General features: G+C 61.8%; 30 protein-coding genes, 1 tRNA gene and 1 pseudogene. 19 read left to right on the forward strand and 13 right to left on the reverse strand.

Going from position 1 to position 25,747, the window contains the following annotated elements:
- The first annotated feature begins 134 nt into the window (after nt 1-134).
- Both R6U53_RS14540 and R6U53_RS14545 read left to right on the forward strand, forming a co-directional pair.
- Nucleotides 135-512 (forward strand): helix-turn-helix domain-containing protein, encoded by a 378-nt coding sequence (locus R6U53_RS14540; protein WP_410323094.1) that lies wholly within the window; start codon nt 135-137, stop codon nt 510-512.
- Nucleotides 513-514: 2 nt separating this feature from the next.
- Nucleotides 515-808 carry a hypothetical protein gene (locus R6U53_RS14545; protein ID WP_410323095.1) on the forward strand — a complete coding sequence of 98 codons (294 nt, stop codon included), beginning with the start codon at nt 515-517 and terminating at the stop codon, nt 806-808.
- Nucleotides 809-890: 82 nt separating this feature from the next.
- Here the strand turns inward: R6U53_RS14545 and R6U53_RS14550 are convergent, their stop codons facing one another.
- Nucleotides 891-1,955 (reverse strand): anthranilate phosphoribosyltransferase, encoded by a 1,065-nt coding sequence (locus tag R6U53_RS14550; protein WP_410323096.1) that lies wholly within the window; start codon nt 1,953-1,955, stop codon nt 891-893.
- A gap of 102 nt (nt 1,956-2,057) precedes the next feature.
- Between R6U53_RS14550 and R6U53_RS14555 the strand changes: the two genes are divergently transcribed.
- Nucleotides 2,058-3,110, forward strand: a complete 1,053-nt coding sequence (locus R6U53_RS14555; protein WP_410323097.1) for an Lrp/AsnC family transcriptional regulator — start codon at nt 2,058-2,060, stop codon at nt 3,108-3,110.
- 32 nt (nt 3,111-3,142) lie between these two features.
- Here R6U53_RS14555 and R6U53_RS14560 read toward each other — a convergent pair whose 3' ends face one another.
- Nucleotides 3,143-3,433 (reverse strand): hypothetical protein, encoded by a 291-nt coding sequence (locus tag R6U53_RS14560; RefSeq protein ID WP_410323098.1) that lies wholly within the window; start codon nt 3,431-3,433, stop codon nt 3,143-3,145.
- A gap of 90 nt (nt 3,434-3,523) precedes the next feature.
- A complete protein-coding gene (locus R6U53_RS14565; RefSeq protein ID WP_410323099.1) occupies nt 3,524-4,105 on the reverse strand; it encodes an N-acetyltransferase family protein in 582 nt (193 codons plus the stop codon).
- 116 nt (nt 4,106-4,221) lie between these two features.
- On the opposite strand from R6U53_RS14565, the gene R6U53_RS14570 reads away from it, so the two are divergent.
- Nucleotides 4,222-6,444 carry a CDC48 family AAA ATPase gene (locus R6U53_RS14570; protein WP_410323100.1) on the forward strand — a complete coding sequence of 741 codons (2,223 nt, stop codon included), beginning with the start codon at nt 4,222-4,224 and terminating at the stop codon, nt 6,442-6,444.
- A 59-nt stretch (nt 6,445-6,503) separates the two neighbouring features.
- On the opposite strand, the gene R6U53_RS14575 is transcribed toward R6U53_RS14570, so the two are convergent.
- Nucleotides 6,504-7,406 carry a DMT family transporter gene (locus tag R6U53_RS14575; protein ID WP_410323101.1) on the reverse strand — a complete coding sequence of 301 codons (903 nt, stop codon included), beginning with the start codon at nt 7,404-7,406 and terminating at the stop codon, nt 6,504-6,506.
- Between the two features lie 219 nt (nt 7,407-7,625).
- Here R6U53_RS14575 and R6U53_RS14580 point away from each other — a divergent pair, with 219 nt between their 5' ends.
- Entirely contained in the window at nt 7,626-8,000 is a 375-nt protein-coding gene (locus R6U53_RS14580; protein ID WP_410323102.1) for a VOC family protein, read from the forward strand.
- Between the two features lie 9 nt (nt 8,001-8,009).
- Here the strand turns inward: R6U53_RS14580 and R6U53_RS14585 are convergent, their stop codons facing one another.
- Together R6U53_RS14585 and R6U53_RS14590 are read right to left on the reverse strand one after the other, a co-directional pair.
- Nucleotides 8,010-8,963: a D-2-hydroxyacid dehydrogenase gene (locus R6U53_RS14585; RefSeq protein ID WP_410323103.1), complete on the reverse strand. Its 954-nt coding sequence runs from the start codon at nt 8,961-8,963 to the stop codon at nt 8,010-8,012.
- Between the two features lie 54 nt (nt 8,964-9,017).
- Nucleotides 9,018-9,392 carry a universal stress protein gene (locus R6U53_RS14590; protein ID WP_410323104.1) on the reverse strand — a complete coding sequence of 125 codons (375 nt, stop codon included), beginning with the start codon at nt 9,390-9,392 and terminating at the stop codon, nt 9,018-9,020.
- A 133-nt stretch (nt 9,393-9,525) separates the two neighbouring features.
- Between R6U53_RS14590 and R6U53_RS14595 the strand changes: the two genes are divergently transcribed.
- Nucleotides 9,526-10,764: an MFS transporter gene (locus tag R6U53_RS14595; RefSeq protein ID WP_410323105.1), complete on the forward strand. Its 1,239-nt coding sequence runs from the start codon at nt 9,526-9,528 to the stop codon at nt 10,762-10,764.
- A 9-nt stretch (nt 10,765-10,773) separates the two neighbouring features.
- On the opposite strand, the gene R6U53_RS14600 is transcribed toward R6U53_RS14595, so the two are convergent.
- Both R6U53_RS14600 and hisD read right to left on the reverse strand, forming a co-directional pair.
- A complete protein-coding gene (locus tag R6U53_RS14600; RefSeq protein ID WP_410323106.1) occupies nt 10,774-11,559 on the reverse strand; it encodes an enoyl-CoA hydratase/isomerase family protein in 786 nt (261 codons plus the stop codon).
- A gap of 48 nt (nt 11,560-11,607) precedes the next feature.
- Nucleotides 11,608-12,876, reverse strand: coding sequence for a histidinol dehydrogenase (gene hisD / locus R6U53_RS14605; protein WP_410323107.1), 1,269 nt, complete (start codon nt 12,874-12,876; stop codon nt 11,608-11,610).
- A gap of 107 nt (nt 12,877-12,983) precedes the next feature.
- Here hisD and R6U53_RS14610 point away from each other — a divergent pair, with 107 nt between their 5' ends.
- A complete protein-coding gene (locus R6U53_RS14610; protein WP_410323108.1) occupies nt 12,984-13,655 on the forward strand; it encodes a metal-dependent transcriptional regulator in 672 nt (223 codons plus the stop codon).
- Between the two features lie 15 nt (nt 13,656-13,670).
- Here R6U53_RS14610 and R6U53_RS14615 read toward each other — a convergent pair whose 3' ends face one another.
- Both R6U53_RS14615 and R6U53_RS14620 read right to left on the reverse strand, forming a co-directional pair.
- Nucleotides 13,671-13,862 (reverse strand): hypothetical protein, encoded by a 192-nt coding sequence (locus R6U53_RS14615; RefSeq protein WP_410323109.1) that lies wholly within the window; start codon nt 13,860-13,862, stop codon nt 13,671-13,673.
- 78 nt (nt 13,863-13,940) lie between these two features.
- Entirely contained in the window at nt 13,941-14,195 is a 255-nt protein-coding gene (locus tag R6U53_RS14620) for an MTH865 family protein (RefSeq protein ID WP_410323110.1), read from the reverse strand.
- 133 nt (nt 14,196-14,328) lie between these two features.
- On the opposite strand from R6U53_RS14620, the gene R6U53_RS14625 reads away from it, so the two are divergent.
- Both R6U53_RS14625 and R6U53_RS14630 read left to right on the forward strand, forming a co-directional pair.
- On the forward strand, nt 14,329-15,012 hold the full coding sequence (locus R6U53_RS14625) for a hypothetical protein (RefSeq protein WP_410323111.1): 684 nt from the start codon (nt 14,329-14,331) through the stop codon (nt 15,010-15,012).
- Between the two features lie 50 nt (nt 15,013-15,062).
- Entirely contained in the window at nt 15,063-15,650 is a 588-nt protein-coding gene (locus tag R6U53_RS14630) for a hypothetical protein (protein ID WP_410323112.1), read from the forward strand.
- 43 nt (nt 15,651-15,693) lie between these two features.
- Here the strand turns inward: R6U53_RS14630 and R6U53_RS14635 are convergent, their stop codons facing one another.
- Nucleotides 15,694-16,338: a DUF6517 family protein gene (locus R6U53_RS14635; RefSeq protein WP_410323113.1), complete on the reverse strand. Its 645-nt coding sequence runs from the start codon at nt 16,336-16,338 to the stop codon at nt 15,694-15,696.
- Between the two features lie 322 nt (nt 16,339-16,660).
- Between R6U53_RS14635 and R6U53_RS14640 the strand changes: the two genes are divergently transcribed.
- From R6U53_RS14640 to R6U53_RS14670, 7 genes and pseudogenes are all read left to right on the forward strand, one after another.
- Complete coding sequence (locus R6U53_RS14640; protein ID WP_410323114.1) at nt 16,661-17,068, forward strand: universal stress protein; 408 nt, start codon at nt 16,661-16,663, stop codon at nt 17,066-17,068.
- A gap of 47 nt (nt 17,069-17,115) precedes the next feature.
- A complete protein-coding gene (locus R6U53_RS14645; RefSeq protein ID WP_410323115.1) occupies nt 17,116-17,820 on the forward strand; it encodes an MBL fold metallo-hydrolase in 705 nt (234 codons plus the stop codon).
- A gap of 32 nt (nt 17,821-17,852) precedes the next feature.
- The gene (locus R6U53_RS14650; RefSeq protein ID WP_410323116.1) at nt 17,853-18,329 is read left to right on the forward strand and encodes a YbaK/EbsC family protein; all 477 of its coding nucleotides are present in this window, start codon (nt 17,853-17,855) and stop codon (nt 18,327-18,329) included.
- 131 nt (nt 18,330-18,460) lie between these two features.
- Nucleotides 18,461-19,567, forward strand: coding sequence for a metal ABC transporter substrate-binding protein (locus R6U53_RS14655; protein WP_410323117.1), 1,107 nt, complete (start codon nt 18,461-18,463; stop codon nt 19,565-19,567).
- Nucleotides 19,567-20,304 carry a metal ABC transporter ATP-binding protein gene (locus R6U53_RS14660; RefSeq protein WP_410323118.1) on the forward strand — a complete coding sequence of 246 codons (738 nt, stop codon included), beginning with the start codon at nt 19,567-19,569 and terminating at the stop codon, nt 20,302-20,304. Before R6U53_RS14655 ends, R6U53_RS14660 begins: the two co-directional genes overlap by 1 nt.
- Complete coding sequence (locus R6U53_RS14665; protein WP_410323119.1) at nt 20,304-21,338, forward strand: metal ABC transporter permease; 1,035 nt, start codon at nt 20,304-20,306, stop codon at nt 21,336-21,338. Before R6U53_RS14660 ends, R6U53_RS14665 begins: the two co-directional genes overlap by 1 nt.
- Nucleotides 21,339-21,659: pseudogene (locus R6U53_RS14670) on the forward strand (DRTGG domain-containing protein); the annotation flags it as partial.
- A 12-nt stretch (nt 21,660-21,671) separates the two neighbouring features.
- On the opposite strand, the gene trxA reads toward R6U53_RS14670, so the two are convergent.
- Nucleotides 21,672-22,061, reverse strand: coding sequence for a thioredoxin (gene trxA, locus R6U53_RS14675; protein ID WP_410323120.1), 390 nt, complete (start codon nt 22,059-22,061; stop codon nt 21,672-21,674).
- Between the two features lie 103 nt (nt 22,062-22,164).
- Here trxA and R6U53_RS14680 point away from each other — a divergent pair, with 103 nt between their 5' ends.
- The gene (locus tag R6U53_RS14680; protein WP_410323121.1) at nt 22,165-22,458 is read left to right on the forward strand and encodes a PRC-barrel domain-containing protein; all 294 of its coding nucleotides are present in this window, start codon (nt 22,165-22,167) and stop codon (nt 22,456-22,458) included.
- On the opposite strand, the gene R6U53_RS14685 is transcribed toward R6U53_RS14680, so the two are convergent.
- Nucleotides 22,455-23,912: a DHH family phosphoesterase gene (locus tag R6U53_RS14685; RefSeq protein WP_410323122.1), complete on the reverse strand. Its 1,458-nt coding sequence runs from the start codon at nt 23,910-23,912 to the stop codon at nt 22,455-22,457. The two genes, R6U53_RS14680 and R6U53_RS14685, sit on opposite strands and share 4 nt — an antisense overlap.
- 123 nt (nt 23,913-24,035) lie before the next feature.
- Here R6U53_RS14685 and R6U53_RS14690 point away from each other — a divergent pair.
- Both R6U53_RS14690 and R6U53_RS14695 read left to right on the forward strand, forming a co-directional pair.
- Nucleotides 24,036-24,109: transfer RNA gene (locus R6U53_RS14690), tRNA-Lys, on the forward strand.
- Between the two features lie 519 nt (nt 24,110-24,628).
- Nucleotides 24,629-25,633, forward strand: a complete 1,005-nt coding sequence (locus R6U53_RS14695) for an agmatinase family protein (protein WP_410323123.1) — start codon at nt 24,629-24,631, stop codon at nt 25,631-25,633.
- Nucleotides 25,634-25,747 lie beyond the last annotated feature (114 nt).

Raw genomic sequence — 25,747 nt, forward strand, 5'->3', positions numbered from 1 at the left:
CCACGTGTTACCACAAACGTCCGCCGCGTCCATCGCATAGATTCAGGAACACCCGAGATCAAAGGGCGTGCCTATCGTCTCGGTGAGAGCGCGAATCCACAGCCGTTTAAGTTCTCTCAGGGAAACCGATTGATATGGTCCGGGATCCGGTGGTCCGAGACGACGCTCCAGACCTAGAGACCGTGTTGGGAGCGTTACACGACGAGGACTGCCGAGCTATTCTCGCCCAGTTAACGGAACCGCGGACGGCACGAGCGCTTCTCGAACGGTGCGATGTCCCCCGATCGACGTTGTACAGAAAACTCGACCAACTGGTGGAGGCCACACTCGTCCAGGAGGGAACGGAGATCCGCGAGGACGGCAGCCACGCGAACAGATACGAGTTGGATTTCGAGGAAGTGGTAATCTCTCGAAACGAACAAGTAGATCTCGAGCTCGAAATAAAACGGCCGTCCCGTCGAGCCGACGAACAACTCGCCGAAATGTGGTCCGAAGTACGAAAGGAATTATAAACATGGTACACTCGACAACCGGAACGGGGATTCAAGTTGCAGTCGCCGTAGTGAAGACGCTCATCCTCATCGTTGGAGGGCTCGTCACCTACCTCGCGTTCAGCGCGTATCGGCGCACGTACGATCGGTCGCTCGGCTTTCTCGCAGTCGGCTTTGGACTCATCGTCGTGGGTGTGCTACTGGCCGGAGTTACGTTCGAACTGCTGAACGTGGCCCTCGGCGTCGGGGTGCTCATCGAGAGTCTGTTCGTACTCTTCGGGTTGGCGACCATCGCCTACTCACTGCGGGTACGATGAGCCAGCGCTCGATCGTGTTCGTGGGTTACTTCCCAAACCGAAATCGGCTCATTCGGTCGCAATCGGTCGTTTCAAGCGACGATCAGAAGGCGCGAAGCGCGTCGAGGCGATCCGCCGGCTCGGCCGATTCGATCGCCTCCCGCGCGACGTCGAGACCCTCGGAGATGTCCGAGACACCCCCGCCGGCGTAGATCCGCAACGCGGCGTTGACCGCGACGGCGTCGGCGAACTGATCTCGGCGGTCGCCTCGGAGGATTTCTTCGGTGATCGCCGCCGAGTCGACGGCGACGTCGTCGACCCCGAGGTCGTCGCTTTCGAGATCCATGCCGTATTCGGGCGTCTCGATGTCGAAGTCTTCGATCTCCGAGCCGTGGTCCCAGACGGCGACCTTCGTGGATCCGGGGCGAATGTCGTCGTAGCCTTCCAGTCCCTGGAACATGACGACTCGCTCGATATCGGACGTTTCGGATGCGCCGAAGGTGTCGATGATCCGCTTCGCGTACGGGAGGTGGTAGAACGACCCGAGATGGACGGACGCGGATGCGGGATTCGCGAGCGTCTCGATCGTGTTGACGAACGTCCGGACGCCCATCTTATCGCGGCGATCGAACAGCGCGTCGACTTCGGGAGCGAACGCTGGCTGATAATAGAACCCGAAGCCGACCTCGTCAGTCATTTCTGCGGATTCGTCCGGGGACAGTTCGGTCCGGACACCGAGTTCGTCGAGAACGTGTTTGTACGCGTCCTGCTTTTGCGTCGGTACCCGATCGCCCGAGTGGACGACGACCGGGGTGCCCGCCGCGGCGGCGACGAGCCCGGCGGCGACACCGAGAAGCGCGGTTCGACCCTTCCCGTCGTAATTCGCCCCGCAGTCGACGGGGTCACAATCCGGCTCGGCGGTTTCGACGCCCGCTGCCATCACGTCGACGTACGCACCGAGTTCTTCGGGCGTGTTCCGTTTCCAGCGGTTCGCGAGCCAAAACGCGCCGAGCGTCGTTCGGTCCGGGTCGTCGTCTAGGATTCGGCGAAACGCCTCGGACGCTTGATCACGCGTCATATCGTCCGCCGATTTGTGTCCCGAGCCGACGACCTCGGTCATCAACCGCTTCAGCGGCCAGTCACCGTATCGTTCCGTCGCGGATGCCATACGTAATGTGTGGGCTTCGGCGTCAAAAATACTCCCAATTCAGCGAGGGACCACCGTTCCGGGACCGACGGAGCCTAATCCCTCCGCCCCGTACTGGGGCCAATGAGTGAGTCGGCGACCGATGCCAACGACTGGCGGGCGCATATTGATTCGACCGACGCGGCGCTTATCGACGGCTATCAGTCGGGGTTCCCGGTCGTCGAACGGCCGTTTCGGAGCGTCGGAGAGTCGCTCGGGATCAGCGAATCGGAGGCGCTCGAACGGGTCGAACGGCTCCGAGAGTCGGGCGTGTTTCGACGCTTCGGTGCGGTGCTCAACCCACCCGTCATCGGTGCGTCGACACTCGCGGCGGTACGAGCACCGGAGGACCATTTCGACGAAGTCGCGGCGATCATCAACGAGTACCGGCAAGTCAACCATAACTACCGACGCGATCACGAGTGGAACATGTGGTTCGTCGTGACCGCTGGATCACTCGAAACGCGCGATCGAATCATCGCCGAGATCGAGGAACGGACCGGTTGCAGAGTTCTTGTGTTGCCGATGTTGACCGATTTCTACATCGACCTGGAGTTCCCGGTCGTCAACGGTGATCGGTTCGCTCGGGAGTCGATCGATTCGACGAGCGTCACCGCAACCAGGATCTCGGAGACGGCGACAGCCGATCTCTCCGCGCTTGATCGTCGGCTGTTGCTCGAAATTCAGGATGGATTCCCGCTCTCTGCGACGCCGTATCGCGACGTCGCAAACGAGATCGATTCGCCCGTCGATGACGTGTTGGCCGCCATCGAAGGGCTTCTGGAAAGTGGCTGTATCAAACGCATCGGATGCGTCGTCAACCACGTCGTAACGGGGTTCGACGCTAACTGCATGGTCGTCTGGGACGTCCCGGTGGACGAACTGGATCGGCTCGGAGAGGCGGTCGGTGAACTCCCCTACGTGACGCTGTGTTATCACCGGCCGCGCAGACCGGAACTGGGATGGACGTACAACCTCTTTACCATGATCCACGGTCGCGAGTCGGAGATCGTAGACGAGAAGATCGATGAACTAGCGGAGGAGTACCTCCCGTTCGACCACGAACGTCTATACTCGACGGAGACGTTGAAACAGACCGGGGCCCAGTACGACGATATCGTCAGCAACGGGAAGTGACGGGATCGTTGGGTGCATCCGATCGCGGACAGCTACGATCCGAAGCTCTTGAGACCGTCGACACGTTCCGCGAGTGCGTCCAATCCCGCGTTGATTTCTTCGACCTGTTTGAGGGCGCCGTCGGCCGGGACAGCTCCGTCGGGAGTCGGATCCACGAGTCCGCCGTCCTCGAGCATGCGGAGGGAGTATCTCGTCTTGTGTTCGTCGACCCCAGTCACCTCGGCGATTCTGGGGATACCGATCGGGTGATGCGAAAGGACGGCCTCCAAGACGAGGAGATCCCGCTCTTCTTTCCGAAGCTGTCTCGCCAGCCGATCAATCATTCGACCATCGGTACCGACCGAACGGTCAAAACGATATCGGAGTCGAACGCGATCGATAGTCGGGGTCGATCACGCCCAATTGTCCGGGTGCTACATCGGCGTGAGCAGTTCATCGAGCCACGGCTCGTCTCGACACGCCTCGAAGGGGATCGGCTCCGACGGTGACGCCGAACGCGCACCGAGAGACCGTTGGTACCACGCGACGTCGTGCCACTCGCCGAGTTTGTACCCGGCCTTCGGAAAGAGCCCGACCCGTTCGAATCCGAGCGCCTCGTGAAAGCCGGCGCTTTCGGGGTTCGGAAGCGTGACGACGCCGTAAGCGCTTTCGAATCCCTGTCGTTCGAGCGTTTCGAGAAGTGCAGTGTACAGCGCCGATCCGAGCCCCCGTCTCCGTCGATCGCGATCGACGTATACCGAGAGTTCGACGGTCCACCGATAGGCATCCCGTTTCCGAAGCGGGGCCGCGTACGCGTAGCCGAGAACGCCATCGTCGGCTTCGGCGACGAACCACGGATACGTGTCGAGTCGCGTCTCGATATCGGATGCAATGGATTCCGGAGCGGGCGGCTCTTCCTCGAACGTGATCGCGGTCGTCTCGACGTACGGTCGATATATCCACGCGATCGCCTCCGCATCCGATGTCCCCGCGATTCGGAGCGTGAAACCGTCCATGTCGCTCGTTTGGCGTTCGGTGCCAAATCGGTAACGAGATCGTGACAGTGACCGAATCGGACGGCCCCGGTGAGCAAAAAGCCTATCTCTCGGCGGAACGGAGTGTCTATATCAGGATGAACGAGGTTCAACTCGAGGTCGCAAAGGCGTACCCCAACGACTCCGGGCGGGGGATCGCACGCCTCGATCCGGACACCCTGCTCCACCTCAAGCTGTCGCCGGGTGACATAATCGAGATCGAAGGCTCCGACACGACGGCGGCGAAGGTCTGGCGGGCCGACCGACAGGACTGGAACACGGACACGGTACGGATCGACGGATTCACCAGACAAAACGCCGACATTGGGATCGGCGAACGGGTGACGATCAGAAAGGCCGAGGCAACGAAAGCGGAGCGACTGGTCCTCGCGCCGCCCGAAGAGGCGTCGGTCCAGTTCGGCTCGGATGCGGCAGGTATGGTCAAACGGCAGATACTCAAACGGCCGGTGGTCGAGCGCGACATCGTGCCCGTGATGAGTTCGACGAACCACCCGTTCATGCGTTCACCGGGACAGGCGATCCCGCTCATCGCCGTCGAGACCGATCCCGAGGGGGTCTGTCTCATCACGGAGGACACGGAGGTGGAACTCCGCGAGGAACCGATCGCAGGGTTCGAAAAGACGGGCGGCGGCATCACCTACGAGGACATCGGCGGCCTTCAAAGCGAGATACAGCGGGTCCGTGAAATGGTCGAGTTGCCGATGAAGCATCCGCAGATCTTCAAAAAGCTCGGCATCGAACCGCCCCAAGGCGTCCTCCTCCACGGGCCACCCGGGACCGGCAAGACGCTGCTAGCGAAAGCGGTCGCCAACGAGACGTCGGCGAGTTTCTTCTCGATCGCCGGGCCCGAGATAATCTCGAAGTACTACGGCGAGTCCGAACAGCAACTCCGCGAGATCTTCGAAGACGCGACCGAGGAAGCGCCCTCAATCGTATTCATCGACGAACTGGATTCGATCGCGCCCAAGCGCGAGGACGTGACCGGTGAGGTCGAACGCCGTGTCGTCGCTCAGTTGTTGACTATGATGGACGGACTCGAATCGCGCGGACAGGTCATCGTCATCGCCGCGACGAACCGCGTCGATTCGGTCGACCCGGCGCTTCGACGCCCCGGTCGATTCGATCGGGAGATCGAGATCGGCGTTCCGGACGAGACGGGACGAAAGGAGATCCTCCAGATCCACACCCGAGGGATGCCGCTCGCCGACGACGTCTCGCTCGATCACATGGCCGACGAGACGCACGGGTTCGTCGGGGCGGACATCGAGAGCCTGACCAAGGAGGCGGCGATGAAGGCGCTTCGACGGTACCTTCCCGAGATCGATCTCGACGAGGAGGACATCCCGCCGAGCCTCATCGATCGGATGATCATCAAACGCGGTGACTTCCGCGGTGCGCTGAATGAAGTTGATCCCTCCGCAATGCGGGAGGTCCTCGTCGAACTCCCGAAGATATCGTGGGACGACGTCGGTGGCCTCGACGACGCGAAGGGACAGGTCAAAGAGTCCGTCGAGTGGCCGATGAATTCCCCGGAGAAGTTCGAACGGATGGGAATCAGTCCGCCCGCGGGCGTCCTGCTATACGGCCCACCCGGGACAGGCAAGACGCTTATGGCGAAGGCCGTCGCCAACGAGACGAACGCGAACTTCATTTCAGTCCGCGGTCCGCAACTGCTCTCGAAATGGGTCGGCGAGAGCGAGAAGGCGATCCGACAGACGTTCCGAAAGGCCAGACAGGTCTCGCCGACGGTGATCTTCTTCGACGAGCTCGACTCGTTGGCACCGGGACGCGGCACCGACACCGGTTCGAACGTCTCCGAGCGGGTCGTCAACCAACTTCTGACAGAACTCGACGGGCTCGAAGATATGGGCGACGTGATGGTCATCGGCGCGACGAACCGTCCCGACATGATCGATCCGGCGCTCATTCGATCGGGGCGCTTCGACCGACTCGTCATGATCGGCGAACCCGACACCGAGGGCCGCGAGCAGATCCTTCGGATCCACACCAGCGAAACCCCGTTGGCACCCGACGTGAGTCTGCGCGAAATCGCGGAGATCACCGGCGGCTACGTCGGTTCCGACCTCGAATCGATCGCCCGAGAAGCCGCGATCGAGGCGCTCAGGGAGGACGACGGCGCCAACGAGGTCGAGATGCGCCACTTCCGGCAGGCGCTCGAATCGGTTCGGCCGACGATCACGGACGACATCCGCGAGTACTACGAACAGGTCGAAGATCAGTTCCGCGGCGGCAGCCCGGACGGTCGTCAACAGCGCGGCGGTCGAATCGGCTTCCAGTAAGATGTTCGATCAGCGTTCTTTGGGATTCCCGTTCAGCCCTGAGCACGCTCGATCGATGGTCAGGATCGAAAACCCATTTCCGCAGCGAGCACACGTCCTTTTATTACGACGAACCCGCCCGCGATGAGGACGAAGCCGACGATCATCGCGGATGTCAACGCTTCGTCGAGTAGCACGATGCCGCCGAGGGTGGCGAAGATCGGCACGACGTAGGAGACGAGATTGATTTCCAGCGGTCCGAACTCGGCCAAGAGTGCGAAGTAAATCACATACGCGACGGCGCTCCCGAGTACCGCGAGATACAGGATCGAGATCGCACCGAGAAGCGTCGGGGTGATATCGGCGAACCGCTCGCCGATCCCCAGGCTGGCAAGATGGAGCAAGCCACCCCCAACGAGCATCGCCCACGCGGTCATCGCCCCGACACCGAGCGTCGGAGCGAGTCGCCGAAGCAACACGCTCCCGAAGGCGACACTCACCGCAGCGGCGAGGACGAACCCCGTCCCGATCAGTTCGGCGGTGAACAGGTTTGCTGGGTCCGGCTGTGCGATGGCGACAACACCGGCGAGACCGGCACCGACGCCGAGACCTCGTCGCAACGTGATCGGTTCGGACGGCAGAAGGACAGCGGCGAAGCCGGCCGTCAAAAGCGGGATGAGTCCGTAGAGTATGGATGCGATGCCGCCCGGGACGGTCTGTTGGCCGATAAATAGCAAGCTGTTCCCGGCGATCAGAAACGTCCCGGCGATCGCGATGGCGAGCCCATCGCTTTGCGTCCTCGGCATCCACTCAGCCCCGCGAACGACGAGATAGCCGAGCAGCATCACGCCGGCGACGTCGTATCGGAATGCGGCGAACAGGAGCGGTGGAAACGAATCGAGGCCGATGGTGATCGCGGGAAAGGTGAGGCCCCAAAGTGTAGCCAGCGCAACGAACAGCCCGACATTTCGCCCCCGACTCATCAATGAGCCTGCCCGAGGGAGACGGAGGACGGTTCGGGTTGGCGCGGTTGCATATCGGACCGTCGCGTAGGGAGGGACATACCGGAGAGTCCACGCACTCGCTAAAAAACCATCCGAGTTCGTTCCGAGCGCCGAGCCTGGGAGTTCCGAGATCGAACCCGAAACCGGTTCGACGCACCGAACCGCTGGGATTATCACCGCCGCGGTCGGTCGTGTACCATGGTGCTCCTACACACCTGTCTGAACGTTTCCGATGTCGAACAGTCCGTCGAGTGGTACGTCGAGAATCTCGGATTCGAGGACTCGTGGGGCTTCGAAACCGAGGACGGCGAGACGGTTAACCGGTACGTCGCCGACGAAAACGGGTTCGAACTGCAGTTGTCCGAAACGGAGGGGAAGACGCCGTCGGATGCCGGAGACCTCTGGGATCACGTCGCAGTGGAGGTCGACGACGTCGATGCTGCCTTCGAGGAGATCGACGATCACGGCGTCCGACAGAAGCCGGCCGACCAGTCCGTCGTGGGCGCTCGAACTGCCTTCCTCGAGGATCCCGACGGACACGTCGTCGAACTGGTGGAATTCCTCGACGAGTAACCGTCCGAACTAGTCGGTTTTATCCCCGGTCCCGATTCGAACCTGATTGCGCAGTGACTCATCGGACTCCAACCGGCCGACGTTCTCGGCGACGATGTCGGCGAGCCGCTCGTAGTACTTCGGCGTCGACCCGGCCGAGTGGGGCGTGATCAGCACGTCGTCGAGTCCCCACAACGGGTGATCATCCGGGAGCGGCTCCGGGTCCGTCACGTCTAGGACTGCTCCGCCGATCCAGCCACGGCGGAGGTTCTCGACCAGGGCGTCGGTGTCGATTACCTCGCCGCGGGCGACGTTGACGATGACGGCGTCCGGCGGAAGCGTTCCGAGTTCCTCGCCACCGATGAGCCCCTGCGTCGATTCGGTGAGCGGACAGCACAAGACGACGAACTGACTGCGAGCGAGCGCATCGTGGAGCCGGTGCGGACCGATCACCTCGTCCGTCGGTCCACCCGATTCCGGCGTTCGACGCACGCCGATCGTCGTGACGCCGAACGGTTCGAGCCGTTTTGCGATCCCCCGTCCGATCGCCCCCAACCCGACGATCGTAACGGTCGACTCGGCGAACTCGGTCGGCGTGACCGGCTGCCAAGTGGCCGTGCGCGCCGCCTCGTGCAGGCGGCGCGAGAAGGCCAGCATGGACCCGATGGCCTGTTCGGACGCGTTCGGCGCGTGGACGCCTGCAGCGTTCGTCACGCGGACGCCGTGCTTGGCGAGAGCATCGAGTGGGAGGTGACCGGTCCCTGCGTACGCACACGCGAACACGTCGAGGTTCTCGGCGTGCTCCAACAGCGACGGATCGATCCGGAGGCCGGTGACCACGCCGGCCGTCGGGATCGCCTCGCGTTCCTCCGAAGGCGTTCGCGCATAGCGGATCGTGTGCCCGTCGAGACGCGTTCGAAGCGCTTCAGCGTACGATTCCGTTGGAATCCCGTGGACCCCCTCGCGTAAGACGAGTAACTCCATGGCGCCGGTTTCACCGGGGGAATATTTGAATCCCGGCGGACGAGCCCGGGGAGATCAAAACGAGAGTGGAACGACGACGACGGGGACGTCGACCCCCTCGATGATCCCTCGAGCAGTGCTTCCGAGCCTCGGGCCCGCCTCGGGACTCCCGGCGTGTTGACCGACGACCACGATCTCCGGCGTGCGATCGGCTACCGCCGAGAGGATCGCGCTCGTGGGATCACCGTCGGATGCGAGGCGGTCAGTTTCGACGGTCGCGTACCCGAGCAGCCGAGCGTTCGCGACGTTCAACGCGTCGTCCGCGTCGCGGGCATCGGTACCTGGAACCGAGACGACGGTGACCGTATCCTCCGGGTCGAGTCTGGATTCGAGGTAGTCACAGGCCGCCGCCGTCGTGTGGACCGAGTCGGTTGCGATCAGAACGTGCATACGGACACGTTGGGCGCAATCCGTTCGAACGTTGCGGTGATAGTCTGGGCGCCGACCGGTCAGCGATCGTCGTGAGTGCGGACCGACAGGAGCGAACCACGTCGCTTAGGAGGGCACCTCCCGACCCACCGGTATGACGAGTCGTCGGCAGTGGATCGCGCTCGGATTGGCCACGTTCACCCGGTTTTCCGGGGCGATCCTCATGGGGACGGTCCTGGCAGTCATCGTCGAGGCGCGTGCGTCGGCCTTCGCGGCGGGACTCGTTGGGACGGCGTACTACGCGGGGTTAATGTCGTTCTCGCCGTTCTGGGGCGCGCTCGCGGACATAACCGGTCGCAGACGGCTCGTGTTGATCCTCACCGGTATCGGCGGTCTGTTAGCCGTCCTCCCGCTTGTCATCGCCGACAGCGTCCCAGTCGCGATCGGCTCTCGGGGGGTGTATGCCGTATTTCTCGCTGGCTTTACGCCCGTAGCGCTCGCGATCGCGAGCCACCACGGGGGAACCACCGGCCGAGGTCGATCGATCGGACTGCTAAACAGCGCCAGATCCGGCGGCTTCTCGTTCGGATACGTCGTCTCGGGCGCGCTCTTGGAGTACGTCACCCCGGTGGATATATACTGGATAATCGCGGCGATCACCGCGGTTTCGACGGTCGCGCTGGTCGCCGTTGACGACCCGACGCCGACACACAGCCCAACGATCACGGGGCTCCTCGCCGAGACGCGACGTCGTCTCTTTCCCGCCCCCGCCGACCGTCGCCATCTCTTTCGAAACGGTCTCGTGTGGTTGTACGTCGCCGTCGCCTTGCGGAACGTCGCCGTCCTCGGAATCATGGCGATCATCGCGCCGTATCTCATTCGTGTGGTCGGCGTGGCGGAGTTCACCATGGGCGTGTTGCTCGCGTTCAATCACGGGTCACAGGTCGGATTCATGTACGCGCTGGGGATCGTGTCCGATCGGACGGGACGGAAGGCGTTCGTCGTCGTCGGCATGGCCGGAAGCGCTGTGTTCGGACTGTTAGCCGCCGGATTGACGCTCGTTCCCGCCGGTGCGCTCCGGCTTCTGTTCGGGGCGGGAACGTTCGTGGTGTTGGGCGCTTCGTTTTCGGCCATGACGATCGGCGGTCTCGCATTCATAAGCGATGTGGCACCGCCGGGCCGAGAATCCGAGCTTATGGGTCTCCGCGAGACGGCCAAAGGCGTCGGCGGTGTCGTCGGGCCGGCGGCGGTTGGCGCGGTCGCGACCGTTTCCGGCTACGAAGCCGCGTTCGCCGCTGCGAGCCTCCTCGCGATTATCGCAACGGCCGTCGTCGCACGAGGGCTGCGAGAGACGTACGACGGGAAATCGGGGACGGTCGTCGTCGATCCCTGATCGATCCGGCTACTCGCCGACGAACTCGGGCGGTTCATCGCCGCCGAACGCGGCGTGTCCGCGAGCGAAGTCGGTCGTGTTGGTGAGTTCAGCGATCGTCTCCCCCTCGTTGGCCAACTGCGCTTCGAGCGGGTTGTCGAAACTCTCCGCGAGCAATCGCTTCGTCGCTGCGTATCCTTTCGTCGGCCCCGACGCGAGCCGGGAGGCTTCCTCGGAGAGCCGCGCGTCGAGTTCGTCGTCGGGGACGACGTCCGTCACGAGTCCTATATCGGCCGCCTCCTCGGCACCGATCGGCTCGTCGCGGAACGCGAGCTCTTGGGCGCGCCGTAGTCCCACGAGTCGAGGGAGAAGATACGTCGAACCACCGTCACCGGAGAGCCCGATCCGGGGGTAGGCGAACTCGAATCGAGCAGATTCGGCCGCCAGAACGATATCGCCGCAGATTGACGGACCGAGACCGCCGCCGGCGGCGACGCCGTTGACCCCGATGGCGACGGGTTTCGGTGCCCGAACGAGTTGGCTCACGAACTCGTGAAGCCCCGCGGCGAGGCTCCGGATGTGGGCTTCGTCAGTTCCGTCCGCGGAGAGCTCCGTCAGGTCCGCGCCAGTGTTGAATACGGGGCCGTTCGATGTCACGGCGATCGCTCGAACCGCATCGTCGCTCGCGAGTTCGTGGGCGACAGCGGGAAGCTCCTCGCCCATGCGCGTGTTTATCGAATTGTACGCGTCGGGACGATCGAAGGTGATGGTTCCGACGCCGTCTTCTCGCTCACACTCGAGTGTTTCGTATGCCATACGTCCCCGATCGACGGCCGGCCTCTTAACAACTGGCTGCCCCGTGGTTCACTCGAACCGCTTCTCGACGCTCTCGGCGTGAGCTTCGAGGCCCTCGGTTCGGGCGAGCGTCGTCACCGTGGATCGAATGTCAGCGAGTGCGTCCCAGTCGAGTTTCTGCACCGTCGTCGAGCGCAGGAAGTGGTCGACAGACAATCCACCGGCGACTTTCGCCAAGCCACCAGTCGGGAGCACGTGGTTAGGCCCCGAGGCGTAATCGCCGGCCGCGACCGGAGCCATGTCACCGAGAAAGACGCTTCCGGCGGAATCGATTCGACTCAACAGTTCCTCGTCGTCTTCGGCGACGATCGAGAGGTGTTCGGCGGCGTACTCCTCCGCGAAGAGAACGGCTTCCGACATCGATCTGGCCGAAAGGACGCCCGACGCATCGCTGTCGAGAGCCGCCTCGATGATCTCGGATCTGACGCGTTCCGTCAATTGTTCTTCACAAGCCGTTGCCACCGCCTCAGCGGTTTCGTCGTCGTCGGTCACGCAGACGACGGACGCGTTCGGATCGTGCTCGGCCTGCGCCAGCATGTCCGCTGCGACGAGATCGGGGTCGGCTGTATCGTCGCAGACGACGAGCAGTTCCGAGGGCCCGGCCAAAAAGTCGATCTCGACGTCGCCGCGAACCTCGGCTTTCGCCGCCGTGACCCACTTGTTCCCGGGACCGACGATCTTCTCGACGGACGAGATCGTCTCCGTTCCGTACGCCAGCGCCGCGACCGCCTGCGCGCCGCCGACCTGATAGACAGCGTCAGCGCCCGCGACGTGTGCAGCCGCCAGGGTCGCTGGGTTGAGGTCTTCCGCCGGAGGCGTCGCGACGGCGACGTGATCGACGCCCGCGACTTTCGCGGGGATCACGCCCATCAAGACGCTGGATGGGTAGGCTGCCGTGCCGCCGGGTGCGTAGACGCCGACGCGGGAGATCGGCCGGTACCGACGTCCGAGTTCGCGGCCATCGAACGATTCGCGCCAGTCGTCGGGGACCTGCCGTTCGTGGAACGCGCGGATGTTTTCCACCGCCGCTTCGATCGCGTCGCGAACTTCGGTATCGACGCGGTCGTACGCGCGTTCGGCGTCGTCGGTGACGTCGAGATTGCCGACAGTCACGTCGTCAAACTCACTGGCATACGAGCGAAGGGCAACGTCACCCTCGTCGCGGACGCTCGAGAGTATCTCTCGCACCGTCGTCCGAGCGTCGTCAACGCCCGCGTCGCGGTCGAAAAACGCCGCCCGTTCATCAGGCGATAGGTCGGCAACAGCTCTCACGTTCATGATCGGGATTACATCGCAGTGTGCAAAGCGGTTTCCTTCCAGCCACCGCAGTTCGGGACCGTCGATGACGAAAAATACTTTCCCTTCCCGTCGCCTATCCGGTCGCAATGTTGAGCGCCGTCATGGAGGATTACATCAAAGCGATATACGCGATCGGGAACGATACCGGTGAGCGTGTCGGAACGTCGGAGCTTGCCGAGTATCTGGGCGTCACCTCCCCGACGGTCTCCAGTATGGTGAAGAAACTCGAAGAGCGTGGGCTCGTAGACCGTGAGGAGTATCGTGGCGTGACGCTCACCGAGGAAGGTGAGGTCGTCGCCCTCGAAATACTCCGCCATCACCGCCTGCTTGAGTCGTATTTGACCGAACATCTCGATTACGACTGGGCAGACGTTCACGAGGAGGCCGACCGGCTCGAACACCACGTCTCCGAGGAGCTGACGGCGCGGATAGCGGACGCACTCGACAATCCAGGCGTGGACCCACACGGCGATCCGATACCCGATGCCGACCTCAAACTCCCCGAGGAGACGGGACGTTCGCGGCTCTCGGACGCATCCGAGGGGGACCGAGCCATCGTCAGACGCATCCGCCACCAAGGCGACGAAGAACTCCGATATCTCTCGGACGCCGGTATCGAACCGGGTACCGAGATCGAGGTCCTCGAAGTCGCCCCGTTCGGTCTCGTAACCGTGCGGACCCCGAACGGCGAGCAGAGCCTCCCGAAAGAGATCGCACGGTTGATCGAGACGACGCCGGCGACCGAAGCCGAGGCGTGAGTGAAGCGATAGGAGCTATTCGAGCGGCCGGAGTCCGGATACCGCAGCCACCGACCGAAACGTCAGAAAGATGATAAGCGCACCGCCGGCGAGCATCGTCGGTGCCGAAATCATCGCGGCCGTTTGGGGTGAAACGACGAGCCTCGAAAAGCCGCGGATTACGAAACTCAGCGCCACGAGTCCGAACGCGAGCGCTGAGAGTTTCACGAACGTGTTCCGTCGCATCGGCTATCTTGTGGCCGTGGGTTCCATACGAGCAAAACGCTACCGGTGTCGACGGGGGCGTTAGATCAACTCTTGATCTTCGAGGCCGGCGATGAGGTCGTCGACGAGTTCTTCCACGGACTCGTACGGGAAGTCCTGGCTGCCGCCTGCTTTGGCGTTGAGTTCCATCGCCGTCATCGAGAAGTCGCCGGATTCGAACTTCGTTCCGGGACCCTGCGGCAGGGCAGGGAGGAGGTCCATCGGGCTGTTAACAGGGTACTCGGCACCCTCGAACGCCTCGGTGAACTGCTGTCGGAGCTCGTCTTTATCTACCATCGTATCAGTTTATTCAACATACACTTAGTTTAACGTTGTGATTTGAGAGGTGAGGATAGGTATTGAACCGTCCTCGTGGTCGCTTCAACGCAACTACCGAGGTTTAACGTCCTCACAGCACTGGTACAGACACATGAAAGGGGACGCGGCGTCGGATCGAGACTCACCCGGGGAAACGCGGACGAAACCACCCGCTGAACCGGACGACCTGCTCGCGGCGTTGTTTCGTAGCGGCCGGGCGAACGCGCTCATCGCGTGGCCTTTCGTCGGCATTCTGGGCCTCGTTCTCGTCGAAAGCGTCCTCGATTTCGACCGTCTCTGGATCCTCTTCGTGACGACGACCGGGCTCATCGTGGTCATTCCGCCGATCGCGTATAGAGATTGGCGAGTGATGCTCCCCTGGGAGGTCCTGCTCCTCGCGCTCGCGCCCGTTTTGGTTCGAGGGCTCTTCGGCGGTGAACTCGGGACGTTCGCTTACTACCTGTCGATCGCCGGTTTGGCGCTCATCGTCACCGTCGAATTACATATGTTCACCCGAATGCGCATGACCCATTGGTTTGCCGTCGTGTTCGTCGTGATGGCGACGCTCGCTTCGGCGGCGGCATGGGCGGTCATACGGTGGAACGCCGACCGGTTGCTCGGAACTGAATTCCTTTCGACTCCGGGGATCACCGGCGAGGAAGCAAACGCGATACTCATGGCCGAGTTCGTCTGGGTGACGCTCGCCGGAATCGCTGCGGGGCTTCTCTTCGATGCGTACTTCAAACGGCGCGGGCGACTGCTGGGCCGGCGTCTCCGACGGGTGATCCGTCGATGACGCTGCTTCCCAGACCGTCGGTTCGCAATCAGCGACGGCTCACTCGCGGTATGCAGGTGCTCCTTGTCGGACTCGTCGTCTACGGATTGCTCGCGGGTGAGCCGAAAGCGATCACCAACGGAGTTATCTCGCTTTTGATCACGTTCGTCCCGGCGCTCATGGAACGGAATTACAAGCGTCCGCTCGATCCGTGGTTGGGGCTTTGGATCACACTCGCCGTCTTCTTACACACGATGGGATCGGCTGCGCTCTACGCACAACTCGATTGGTGGGACCACTTGACGCACGCGATGTCGGCCTCCCTGATCGCCGGCGTCGGCTACACGTTCGCCCGAGCGGTCGACATTCACAGCGAACGGATCTACCTCCCCCGGCAGTTTTACTTTATCTACTTACTCGTGATCGTCCTCTCTTTCGGCGTGATCTGGGAGCTATTCGAGTTCGGTCTCGATCTCGTCCGCGACGAAACTGGGATTGCGATGCCGCTCGCACAGTACGGTCTCGACGATACGGTACGTGATCTCATGTTCAATTCTCTCGGTGCACTCGCCGTCGCAGCGTTCGGACAGGTTCACCTCTCGGGGATCGCAGAGCAACTGTTGGAGGAATTCATGCCAGAGTATATCCAGGACCGCTGAAGTTCGAGTCGACGACGTAGGTGGTCCGTCGAGCGGGTCTCGATCAGTTGGGTTCTTCGACGACTGCACCCATCAGAGAGCGAATGTTCTCCTCCTCGGATCCTCGAATCTGCGTTGGATACACACCAACCGTGGTGAGGTGGTCGTTGGTCGTCTGAACGCTTTCAGTGATGTGAATATTCACGTCTACAGTCATACCTTCGACCTCGGCCTCTCCCTCGAAGATCGATTCGACCGTCTCCTGTTCGAGAATCGTGACCTCGCCGTCCGAGACGTGTTCAACCTCGTTAATTCCTTCAAACTCGGCTCCGAGCAAATCGACCAGCTCCCCCGTGGACATCTCCGCGATCGGATTGAACCCCCGACCGGCGATCGATATCTGTGGAGACGTGAGAACGACGAACGCCGCTGCTCGGACGCTGCCGAGCGGCCCGAAACTGACCGACTTCTCGTGTTCCGTGAGGTAGTTCGTCACGACGATTTCCTCCGAGACGCCGGCCGCCCCGACCGTCTCCCGGACGACCAACTCCTCGACGTTCGTCCGTTCGTATCCGGTCGACTCGCGGACGCTCGGGTCGACGCCGGCTGGCGCCGCTTCGTGCTCGTCCAATCCGGCAGCACCGAGACATCCAGCAACCGCCGAAAGGGCGACACCGCCTGCGGCCGCGATGATTTCTCTTCGTCTCATTCGGTGTAGTGTGCATTCTCGACGCATATGTGTCTGTTGGCAACCACCTACGATCAGCCGGGGTGTCGATAAGGGATCCCGACCGGTAGTGTTGATATTATCCGTGGAGGTACTCGCTTTCGCCGGACCGGTTGCGGAGACGGCACGGACGGTTTTCATCCGAAACCACCCTCGCTTTCACCACGCAGGATCCGTCGACGATACCGCATGCATCCGTTCCGATGAACCAAACCCCCATCGTCTGATTGGAAGTGACGAAAACAAGTGTGGCCCGTCCAATATGTAACGGATGCTTTTCGTGTGTGCGTCCCTTTATTTAGGTATGGCCGATATCCTCGTTCCTATGGACGGCTCACCCGACGCAGAGAAAGCGCTCGAGAAGGCGTTAGATATGTTTCCGACGGATACGATCCACGTATTGAACGTCATTCAGATAACAAAAATTCCTGACGACCCGACGACCTCGGGTCTCGATCACGCGGTCTCGGAGTCCGAAGGGGTTCTCGCCAGGGCGACGGAGATCGCAGACGAACACGGTGGAAAAGTAACGACGCATTCGACGGAAGGTCACGCGGCAAAAACCATCAATTCGTACGCCGAAGAACACGACATCGATCACATCGTCATGGGGAGTACGGGTCGAAGCGGCGTTCGACGACTGTTGCTCGGAAGCGTCGCCGAGACCGTGATCCGGCGCGCACCCTGTTCTGTGACCGTGGTCCGTGACTGATAGGACAGACACGTCACCGTGAAGAGGGTTGGCGGGAAACGAAAGACATGGCCCGGCGGGTTACGGACGGCGTCATGCTACTCGAGATCGCGTGGCCCGAGCCGATCGGGGCGAACGCGTACCTCGTCGACGACGGAGCGGTAACGCTCGTCGACGCGGGAGTTCCGATCCCGCGTCGTTCGATGGCCGGTGAGATAAGCGACGCCGGTTATGAACTCTCGGATATCGATCGAGTACTTTTGACGCACTACGATATAGATCACGTCGGGGGACTGGGCCGGATCGATCTCGATGTCCCGGTCTACCTCGGTGCCCTTGATCGGCGTCTCGTCCGCCGAACGTGGTCGCCACCGTGGAGCCATCACAAGGGTGCGTTTCACCGGGCTGTGAGACGGGTCTACTCGCTGTCGGGTGTGGATCTCAGAGCCGTCCACGACGACGACCGAATCGGTGGGTTTCGTGCGTTTCACACGCCTGGCCACAATCCGGGACACACCGTGTTCCTTCACGCGGGTCTGGACGTGGTGATGCTCGGCGATCTGGTGTGGAACACGTCAAAAGGGTTCGTTTCCCCGCCGTGGGTCGACTCGTACGACACGAAGCGAATCGCCGACAGCGTCGCCCGAATCGCGGAGGAGCGCTTCGAGGCCGCATGTATGGGCCACGGACCTCCACTTTCGAGTGGTGGGGACCGCGCACTCAGAGATCTCTCCGGAAGATTATCCGATCGAGAATCGTCGACGAAACCGTGATTTTGAAGCGCGAGGGCGGCACATCCGACGGTATGCACCCGCGAGCAGAGGAATTCAAGCGAACGGCCAAAGCGGAGTACGGGTTCGACGTCGACGTCAAAGAGTTTCCCGAAGGGACGAAGACGGCGGCCGACGCGGCCGAGGCGGTCGGTTGTTCCGTCGAACAGATCGCGAGTGGTATCGTCCTCTCGACCGGTGACGGACTGGTCGTCTCCATCACGAGCGGCGCAAACCGCGTCAGCATGGCGAAGATCGCATCACTCGTCGACGCCGACGAATCAGACGTTTCGATGGCCGAGGCGGACGCAATAAAGGGGGCGCTCGGCTGGTCTATCGGCGGCGTCCCGCCGTTCTGTCACGACACTGATGTACCGGTGTACATGGACGAAACGCTCGCCGAATTCGAGACCGTGTGGGCCGCGGCGGGCACCCCGACGGCAGTATTCCCGATCGATCCACGGACGCTTTCGGAACTCGCCGGCGCGCCGCTGACCGACGTTCGGGAGTGAGCCGCTGTCGAGGGGGGCCAACGAGCCGGGAGCATATTATTAAAGTAGACCTCCGTATCAGTAGTTGTTATTAAAATGTTTCATGTAATGGTAAACTTATTATAACTACAGACTAATTTGATAATCAGATGATGGAGCTAACCAGACGACGGCTGCTAACCACCGGAACGGCAGTTGCCGGGATCGGCGGGCTCGCCGGCTGTGTCGACGGTTCGATCGGACAGAACGCGGACTCAAACACGGCTGACACGACGACGGCACGGTCCTCATTTTTCGTCTTCGGAGATGTTGCGTCCCGGATCGCAGGGAGTGCCGCAGACGCAGAGCTCCTCGTCCCGGTCGGCCAGCACGGCCACGGCTGGGAACCCGGACCGAGCGTACGCGAGGAGATTCACGAGGCGGATCTATTCGTCCACGGTATGGAGGGCTTCCAACCGTGGGTCGATACCATCAAGCATGACCTCGAAGCGGATGGGTCCGACGTGGTTCCGATCGATGCGAGCGCGGGGATTTCGCTGATAGAGGCCGGAGATTCGGGCCACGACCACGACGACGAACACGGCGACGACCACACCGACGACGAACACGGCGACGACCACACCGACGAACACGGCGACGACCACACCGACGACGAACACGGCCACGACCACGACGACGAACACGGCGACGACCACACCGACGAACACGACGACGAACACGGTGAGGGCATGGATCCACACTTCTGGATGGACCCGCTTCGGATGAAGGATACGGTCGAAACGGTCCGCCAGGGACTGACCGACGTCGATCCGGAAAACGCCGACGTGTACGCGGAGAACGCCGAGTCCTTCAGCGATCGACTCGACGAGTTACACGGGGAGATCGAATCGATCGTGGCGAACGCATCCAACGACGTTATCTTGATCGCAGGACACGACTCGTTCGGCTACTTTTCGGACCGATACGACGTGCGCGTCGAAGCGCTCACCAGCGTGTCACCCGACGATATACCGACTCCCCAAGACATACAGAACGCCCAGGAAATCATCTCGACACACGATCTGCGCTACATCTGTGCGGATCCCCTAGAATCACAGCAGGCGGCCGAACAGCTGGTCGCCGAGACCGACATCGAGGAGGTGCTACCGCTGACCGCGATGCCCGGACTGACCGACGAGTGGGCGGCGGACGACTGGGGGTATCTCGACGTGATGGAAAGCGTTAACCTTCCGACGATAGAGCGAATAGTGAACACATAATGGCAGCCGTCGAGGTCGACGACGTAACGTTCGCCTACGGTGAACAGCCGGTCGTCGAACGAGTGACGCTCGAAGTCGACGACGGGGAGTTTCTCGGCCTCGTCGGGCCGAACGGCTCCGGGAAGACGACGCTCCTGAAACTTATGATCGGGCTCCACCGGCCCGATAGTGGATCCGTGAAACTGTTCCGGGAGCCCGCCCATTCGTTCGCCGATGGTGAACGGATCGGGTACGTCCCACAGGACGTATCGGCCGCACAGAGCGAGATGCCGATCACGGTCCGAGAGGCGGTCCGAATGGGTCGGTATCCGCATCGATGGATCGGCCGATTCGGCGACGACGACCACAGGGCGGTCGACGAGGCGATGGAACGAGTCGGAATCACGGATCTCGCGCCCCGACGCGTCGGTCGCCTCTCGGGCGGTCAGAGACAGCGAGTGTTCATCGCCCGCGCGATCGCCTCCGAGGCGGATCTGTTGGCGCTCGACGAACCGACCGTCGGCGTAGACGCGGAATCGCGTGAGGCGTTCTACGACCTTCTACACGGACTCAACGACGAGGGGCTCACGATCATTCTCATCGAGCACGACATCGGCGTCGTGACCACCCACGCTTCCGAAATCGCCTGTCTCAATAGGGAGTTGTTCTTTCATGGCGACCCCGAACGATTCGTCGAAACTGACGCGCTCGCCGACGCCTACGGCGGCTCACAGGGCGTCGTTCACCACGATCACTGATGTACACGAACGTAGTTACAGACGCGACGGTCGCCCCGACGTATGCAGTCGTCGGAGCCGCCGAGAGGGTACTGGATACGATTCTCAGCGGTCTCTGGGGGCGCGGTCTTGATATCGTAGCTGAGTTGACGGGGATCTCGATGCTCGGCTTTCCGTTCATGCAGCGAGCTTACCTGGCCGCGATCTGCATCGCGCTCATCGGGCCGCTCGTCGGGACGTTTCTCGTTCACCGCGAGATGGCGATGATCGGCGATACGCTCGCACACTCGGCGTTCGCTGGCGTCGCCGCCGGACTGTTCGCGAACGCGGTACTCGCGGTGACCGTCCCGCCTCTGCTCGTGGCGCTCGTCGTCGCCTCGGTCGCTGCGTTACTCGTTCAGGTACTCGTCGACTACGCTGGCGCGTATCGGGACACGTCACTCGCAATCGTCTTGACCGGCTCGTTCGCGATCGGAAGCGTGCTGATCACGGCGACCGATGGAGGGATCTCCGTGGGGATCAACGCGTATCTCTTCGGATCGCTCGCGACGGTCTCGCGGACGAACGCCGGGATCTTGCTAGCGATGACTGTCGTCGTCGTCTTCGCAGTCATCATCGCGTATCGGCCGCTGCTCTACGTAACATTCGACGAAACGGGAGCCCGTGCGGCCGGACTCGACGTCGCACGATACAACCGGCTGCTCGCGGTGTTGACCGCGGTCGTCGTCGTCGGGGCGATGCAGATCATGGGCGTCATCCTCGTTGCCGCAATGCTGGTGATACCTGTGGCGACGACGACTGCAGTGGGCGGATTCAAACGTTCCGTCGTGGCAGCGGTCGCGGTCGGACAGTTCGCGACGGTTGCCGGCGTCACGCTCTCGTATCGCTACGATGTCGCCGCGGGCGGAACGATCGTACTCGTTGCCATCGCAGCCTACCTCGCCGTCGGGATGGGAAACCGTGCCCGACGACGGATAGCAGACGTTCAGCGAAAGCGGACAAGTACCGAACGATCCACGCCTGCCGTCACCCGCGGCGACGGGGAGGGCGACTGAGCGCTCGAACGGTTCCGGAGAGTTCGCGACGCGGCGTTGATAACCGGCGGTGACCGTACCGACGTTCAGACGGCCGCACTGGAAGCCTCCGGGATCGAGTGCATCCTCTTGACCGGGGGATTTCGCCCGCCCGATGCCGTGTTGGGACTCGCCGCCTCGGCGGGCGTCCCGATTCTGTTGGCGCAGACGGATACGATCACGACGCTCGATATGGCAGAGGCCGTCGTGACGGCACACCGAACGCGAGACCGGAGGGCGGTCGATCGAATGGGGCGGCTGCTCAACGATTACGCCGACGTCGACGCGATGTTGATCGAGTAGGCGCCGTGCTTCTCAGGCGATGGCCTCGATCTTCTGGACCAGCGTCCCCTTGTCTTGGACGCCGACCATCCGTTCTTTGACTTCGCCGTCGCCGAACAGATAGAGCGTCGGGACGCCTTGGACTTGGTATTCGGCGGCCAGATCTTGGTGCGCGTCGATGTCGACTTTCAGCGCGGCGGCGTCGGTCTCGGCGGCGACTTCGTCGACAGTCGGTGCGAGCATCTTGCACGGTCCACACCAATCCGCATAGAAGTCCACGAGCGCGATTCGGTTCTCGCTCAGCAGCTCGTCGAGGTGTGCAGCGCTCCGTACGTCGATCGGGGATTCCGGAGAATCCGCTCTCGAAGCCAGTTCTTCGCGCTTCTGTTGTCTGATCTTCTCAATATCGTCTGAGTCGCTCATACTGGCCGTACGTCCGTGACCGGATTAATTCCTTCGGGGGTGTGCGGGTTGCCTACCGATCCCCACCGACAACAGTTAAGGGGAATCCATACGACCGTTCGGCATGGACACGGACTCTGCACCGCAGGAGATCACGTCACTGGTGGGTCGGGAAGTGTATTCGAACAACGGCGTATTCGTCGGGGAAATCGAGGACATCCGGCTGAACTTGGAGCGCGAGGTCGTCACCGGGCTCGCGCTGGGGGATATAAATCGGGAACTGTTCAGTAGCCGCGTCTCGGGCCGAGAAGGCGTCATCGTTCCGTATCGGTGGGTCCGATCGGTGGGCGACATCGTTCTCGTCAACGACATCGTCGAGCGACTCAGAGAGCCGGAGAGCGAAGAGGCAGCCGCCTAACTTCCGTTCGACCCTTCGTTACTGCTTCCGCCCTCGACGCCCATCGCCTCGAAGAGCTTCGAGCGGACCGCTTGTTCGGTGAGTTGGAGCAGTGTCTCACGGTTATCGCCCGTTATCTCCAGTCCGGTAAAGATCCCGAGCGGGATCTCGACGGAGGCGTCAGTCGAGTGGCCGCGAACGTCTCCAATCTCGGCGAACGCGTCCTGTAGCACGTTCCCGATGTTGATTCGGATATCCTTCGAGCGCGCCGCGAGGTAGATCGTATCGTCGGCGATGGCGAACACCGCCGAAGTCGTGATACCTTCGAGGTTCAACAGGTGTTGGGCGGCCTGCGAGAGCGCATCCCGATCGCGAATGAATCCGGCGTTCGAAACGAGATGTGATCCTTTCACCTCGCGACTCCGGATCGCTTCGGCGAGTACGTCGAGCGTCTCGGGGCTCATCGACGGAGACTCGACCTGTTCGAGCGTGTCGTGATTCGCGAACGGGTACAGATACGCCGCCGCGGTCAGGTCGGCTGGCGTCGTATCTCGCTTGAAATCGAGCGTCTCCGCACGAATCCCGTACAGAAGCGCAGTCGCGACTTCTTCCGAGAGGCTCAAATCGAACTCCTGAACGTACTTCGTCAGGATCGTCGAGGTCGAGGAGACGTTCGATCGGACATCGACGAACGACGCCCCGTAATCGACTTCCGGTTCGAAGTGATCGATCAGGATGTCCACGTCGCCGTCGATGACCGGTTCGGTCGCCTTCGCACAGTCGACGAGCGCGAGCGTGTCGTAGACGTCGAGATCGGTCTCGGCGAGCGAGACGAGTTCGATGCCGAGGAGATTGACGAAGGCGCGGTTTTCCTGGTGGCCGATCTCGCCCTCGTAGAGGATGTCCGCCTCGACGCCACGGGCCTCGGCGATGGCCTGTAGCGCGACCGCGGACGCGATCGAATCCGGACCGGGGGAGCGATGTGCGAGGATCGCGAGCGAGTCCCCTCGATCGATTATGTCGGCGAGTTGGTTCGCTTTGTACTCGAGTTCGCCCTGTTCGAGCGCTCTGAGCGCCGAGTCGGCAATGACCACCGAGGGATTTATCACGACGTCGGCACCTGCGCCTCTGAGTTCGTCGGCCGTGACGGGATCGGACGCGCGAACGATAAGAAACCGATCGCCCTCCCGACGATTGATGTTCTCGACGGCCGCAACGTTCGCCTCGATATCGGGCGAAAGGATCAGCACGACGTCTCTGTCGGCGACAGCCTCGGCTGCCGCTTCATTTTGTATATCCGCACGGCGGGCGTCGAGGTCCTGATCTCTGAGCGCCTCGACGCGACCCTCATCTCGGTCGAGGATGAGCACGTCCTTTCCCTCCTCGACCAGTTCCTCCGCGACGGCGTGGCCGACGCTGCCGCAGCCGAGAATCGCGTACGTCGACATCGACGCCATCGAGATGGCGGTACTCATGATAGCGACGACGAAGGGCGGCGGACACTTAATTCGACCGTACGGTTCCCGGCGTGCCACGGCGTCCCCACCGGACCGGGGAACGCAACCTATTTCACGCGACCGCGGATACGTTCGAGCGCGGGGCCGATAGCTCAGCCAGGGAGAGCATCTGGCTCTTAACCAGACGGTCGGGGGTTCAAATCCCCCTCGGCCCGTGATTTCTCCGACGAACGGGCGTGAGGAGCGAAATCACTACTAGGAGACGCACCCCACGCGAGGCGAGCGACGCGAGTCCCCGACCGGGCCAAAATCCCCTCGACCCGGTTCGGTTCGATCTAAGGGAGCCACGAGTTCATGGCCCTACGTTTCCCGTCACAGGTGTTCTCCGTTCCCGGCTGCATCCGGATCACCGGTAATTCAGCGCCAAAGTGTTATATTGAGCTCTTCCTACATGTATCCGGTAGCAGTGCAGTACACCTGAAAACGTTCACGAATACCATGATGGCAAACGATTTGAAAGGCGATACACTCGTCGAAACCCGTAGCGTATCTGATTTCTCGAGAAAGCCGACGCCCACTGTTGGGCGATCACCCGACGAGGCGACGAAAGCGTGTGTGTCAGAAGCTTTACCGGGATGTCGCAAAGATCGCTTCGAACGTTCGAGCGACGATACCGCCCCCCGGACATCGGATCACGACTCGGCCTTCGACGCTATCGATAGGAGAGCGGTATAATGGGGCGATCTACCCCCAGTTACCAAGAGCGGGTTGCGGAGATCACTCCGAACTCGGAACTGGCGTACGCCGGCTTGAACACCTTCTTCAAAAGCGAATACCGAGCGCTCGATGATTTAACGGACCTAGATGCAGCAGTCATTGGAGCGCCGTATGATGGGGCTGTCAGCAATCGACCCGGCGCGCGATTTGGCCCCACTGCGATCCGGAAGGCCAGCGCCTGGTGGTCGTACCTGTCCGGATATAAAGGTGGGTTGACGAATATGCGGACGGGGAATCAGGTCGACTTTTCGGATCTCGATATCGCCGACTGTGGGGATATCCCCGTCTTCCCGATGGACGAAGGGCGTACAGCCGAAAGTATAGAAGCCCACGTAGCGGCCATTGCCGACCAGACGTTCCCGGTGGTATTAGGCGGCGATCATTTCTGCACAGCCCCCTCATTCATCGGATTCGCGGAGGGGGCGGACTACGATACCGTCGGCCTGGTTCAAATCGACGCTCACTCGGATACGAGTACGAACAGCCCCATATTCGGCGAACAATTTCATGGGTCCAGTACTGCCCTCATCGCGAACTCCGAATACAGCGGTTACGAACACGTGAGTCAAGTAGGGATCAGAGGATACGAAGCCCCGGGGTTCAACGAGTTCGCGGAGGAGAAGGGCCTTTCACTGTATACGATGCGAGACGTGAATGAAAACGGCATCAGTGACGTGGTATCGAGAGCGATCGAGGACGCAGCCTCGGATGCTGATGCCGTCTATGTCACGTTTGATATCGATAGTGTCGATCCAAGCGTCGCTCCCGGGACCGGAACTCCCGAACCGGGAGGGCTATCGGCGTACCAGGCGCTTACATCGATCGAAATGATTGGGAGCCACGATTCGGTTCAAGCAGCAGATATGATGGAAGTGTCCCCGCCGTACGATAGTAACACTGTGACGGAGCAATTGGCCGCGTATCTCCTCGTCACACTCCTCGAACGCCGATTCCTGGAATAGGTGTTCGAACGATGGTGTGTTATCGAATCGGCCCGTACGAACGGTCAGCGACGACCGGGAACGCACGGCGTTGGCATAGGGGTCGCCCGCCCCGACGACGCCGCCGTGACCGAC

The organism is Natronomonas sp. (assembly GCF_046483325.1).
GTDB lineage: Archaea > Halobacteriota > Halobacteria > Halobacteriales > Haloarculaceae > Natronomonas.

What these genes read in the sequence shown, in the direction of transcription:
- R6U53_RS14620 (WP_410323110.1), bottom strand. Translation starts at nt 14,195, where the DNA reads ATGGTAGATAAAGACGAGCTCCGACAGCAGTTCACCGAGGCGTTCGAG.
- R6U53_RS14640 (WP_410323114.1), top strand. Translation starts at nt 16,661, where the DNA reads ATGGCCGATATCCTCGTTCCTATGGACGGCTCACCCGACGCAGAGAAA.
- trxA (WP_410323120.1), bottom strand. Translation starts at nt 22,061, where the DNA reads ATGAGCGACTCAGACGATATTGAGAAGATCAGACAACAGAAGCGCGAA.
- R6U53_RS14680 (WP_410323121.1), top strand. Translation starts at nt 22,165, where the DNA reads ATGGACACGGACTCTGCACCGCAGGAGATCACGTCACTGGTGGGTCGG.
- R6U53_RS14610 (WP_410323108.1), top strand. Translation starts at nt 12,984, where the DNA reads ATGTTGAGCGCCGTCATGGAGGATTACATCAAAGCGATATACGCGATC.
- R6U53_RS14630 (WP_410323112.1), top strand. Translation starts at nt 15,063, where the DNA reads ATGCAGGTGCTCCTTGTCGGACTCGTCGTCTACGGATTGCTCGCGGGT.
- R6U53_RS14590 (WP_410323104.1), bottom strand. Translation starts at nt 9,392, where the DNA reads ATGCACGTTCTGATCGCAACCGACTCGGTCCACACGACGGCGGCGGCC.
- R6U53_RS14660 (WP_410323118.1), top strand. Translation starts at nt 19,567, where the DNA reads ATGGCAGCCGTCGAGGTCGACGACGTAACGTTCGCCTACGGTGAACAG.
- R6U53_RS14545 (WP_410323095.1), top strand. Translation starts at nt 515, where the DNA reads ATGGTACACTCGACAACCGGAACGGGGATTCAAGTTGCAGTCGCCGTA.
- R6U53_RS14560 (WP_410323098.1), bottom strand. Translation starts at nt 3,433, where the DNA reads ATGATTGATCGGCTGGCGAGACAGCTTCGGAAAGAAGAGCGGGATCTC.
- R6U53_RS14655 (WP_410323117.1), top strand. Translation starts at nt 18,461, where the DNA reads ATGGAGCTAACCAGACGACGGCTGCTAACCACCGGAACGGCAGTTGCC.
- R6U53_RS14540 (WP_410323094.1), top strand. Translation starts at nt 135, where the DNA reads ATGGTCCGGGATCCGGTGGTCCGAGACGACGCTCCAGACCTAGAGACC.
- hisD (WP_410323107.1), bottom strand. Translation starts at nt 12,876, where the DNA reads ATGAACGTGAGAGCTGTTGCCGACCTATCGCCTGATGAACGGGCGGCG.
- R6U53_RS14555 (WP_410323097.1), top strand. Translation starts at nt 2,058, where the DNA reads ATGAGTGAGTCGGCGACCGATGCCAACGACTGGCGGGCGCATATTGAT.
- R6U53_RS14565 (WP_410323099.1), bottom strand. Translation starts at nt 4,105, where the DNA reads ATGGACGGTTTCACGCTCCGAATCGCGGGGACATCGGATGCGGAGGCG.
- R6U53_RS14635 (WP_410323113.1), bottom strand. Translation starts at nt 16,338, where the DNA reads ATGAGACGAAGAGAAATCATCGCGGCCGCAGGCGGTGTCGCCCTTTCG.
- R6U53_RS14600 (WP_410323106.1), bottom strand. Translation starts at nt 11,559, where the DNA reads ATGGCATACGAAACACTCGAGTGTGAGCGAGAAGACGGCGTCGGAACC.
- R6U53_RS14625 (WP_410323111.1), top strand. Translation starts at nt 14,329, where the DNA reads ATGAAAGGGGACGCGGCGTCGGATCGAGACTCACCCGGGGAAACGCGG.
- R6U53_RS14695 (WP_410323123.1), top strand. Translation starts at nt 24,629, where the DNA reads ATGGGGCGATCTACCCCCAGTTACCAAGAGCGGGTTGCGGAGATCACT.
- R6U53_RS14585 (WP_410323103.1), bottom strand. Translation starts at nt 8,963, where the DNA reads ATGGAGTTACTCGTCTTACGCGAGGGGGTCCACGGGATTCCAACGGAA.
- R6U53_RS14570 (WP_410323100.1), top strand. Translation starts at nt 4,222, where the DNA reads ATGAACGAGGTTCAACTCGAGGTCGCAAAGGCGTACCCCAACGACTCC.
- R6U53_RS14575 (WP_410323101.1), bottom strand. Translation starts at nt 7,406, where the DNA reads ATGAGTCGGGGGCGAAATGTCGGGCTGTTCGTTGCGCTGGCTACACTT.
- R6U53_RS14580 (WP_410323102.1), top strand. Translation starts at nt 7,626, where the DNA reads ATGGTGCTCCTACACACCTGTCTGAACGTTTCCGATGTCGAACAGTCC.
- R6U53_RS14665 (WP_410323119.1), top strand. Translation starts at nt 20,304, where the DNA reads ATGTACACGAACGTAGTTACAGACGCGACGGTCGCCCCGACGTATGCA.
- R6U53_RS14550 (WP_410323096.1), bottom strand. Translation starts at nt 1,955, where the DNA reads ATGGCATCCGCGACGGAACGATACGGTGACTGGCCGCTGAAGCGGTTG.
- R6U53_RS14650 (WP_410323116.1), top strand. Translation starts at nt 17,853, where the DNA reads ATGCACCCGCGAGCAGAGGAATTCAAGCGAACGGCCAAAGCGGAGTAC.
- R6U53_RS14685 (WP_410323122.1), bottom strand. Translation starts at nt 23,912, where the DNA reads ATGAGTACCGCCATCTCGATGGCGTCGATGTCGACGTACGCGATTCTC.
- R6U53_RS14595 (WP_410323105.1), top strand. Translation starts at nt 9,526, where the DNA reads ATGACGAGTCGTCGGCAGTGGATCGCGCTCGGATTGGCCACGTTCACC.
- R6U53_RS14645 (WP_410323115.1), top strand. Translation starts at nt 17,116, where the DNA reads ATGGCCCGGCGGGTTACGGACGGCGTCATGCTACTCGAGATCGCGTGG.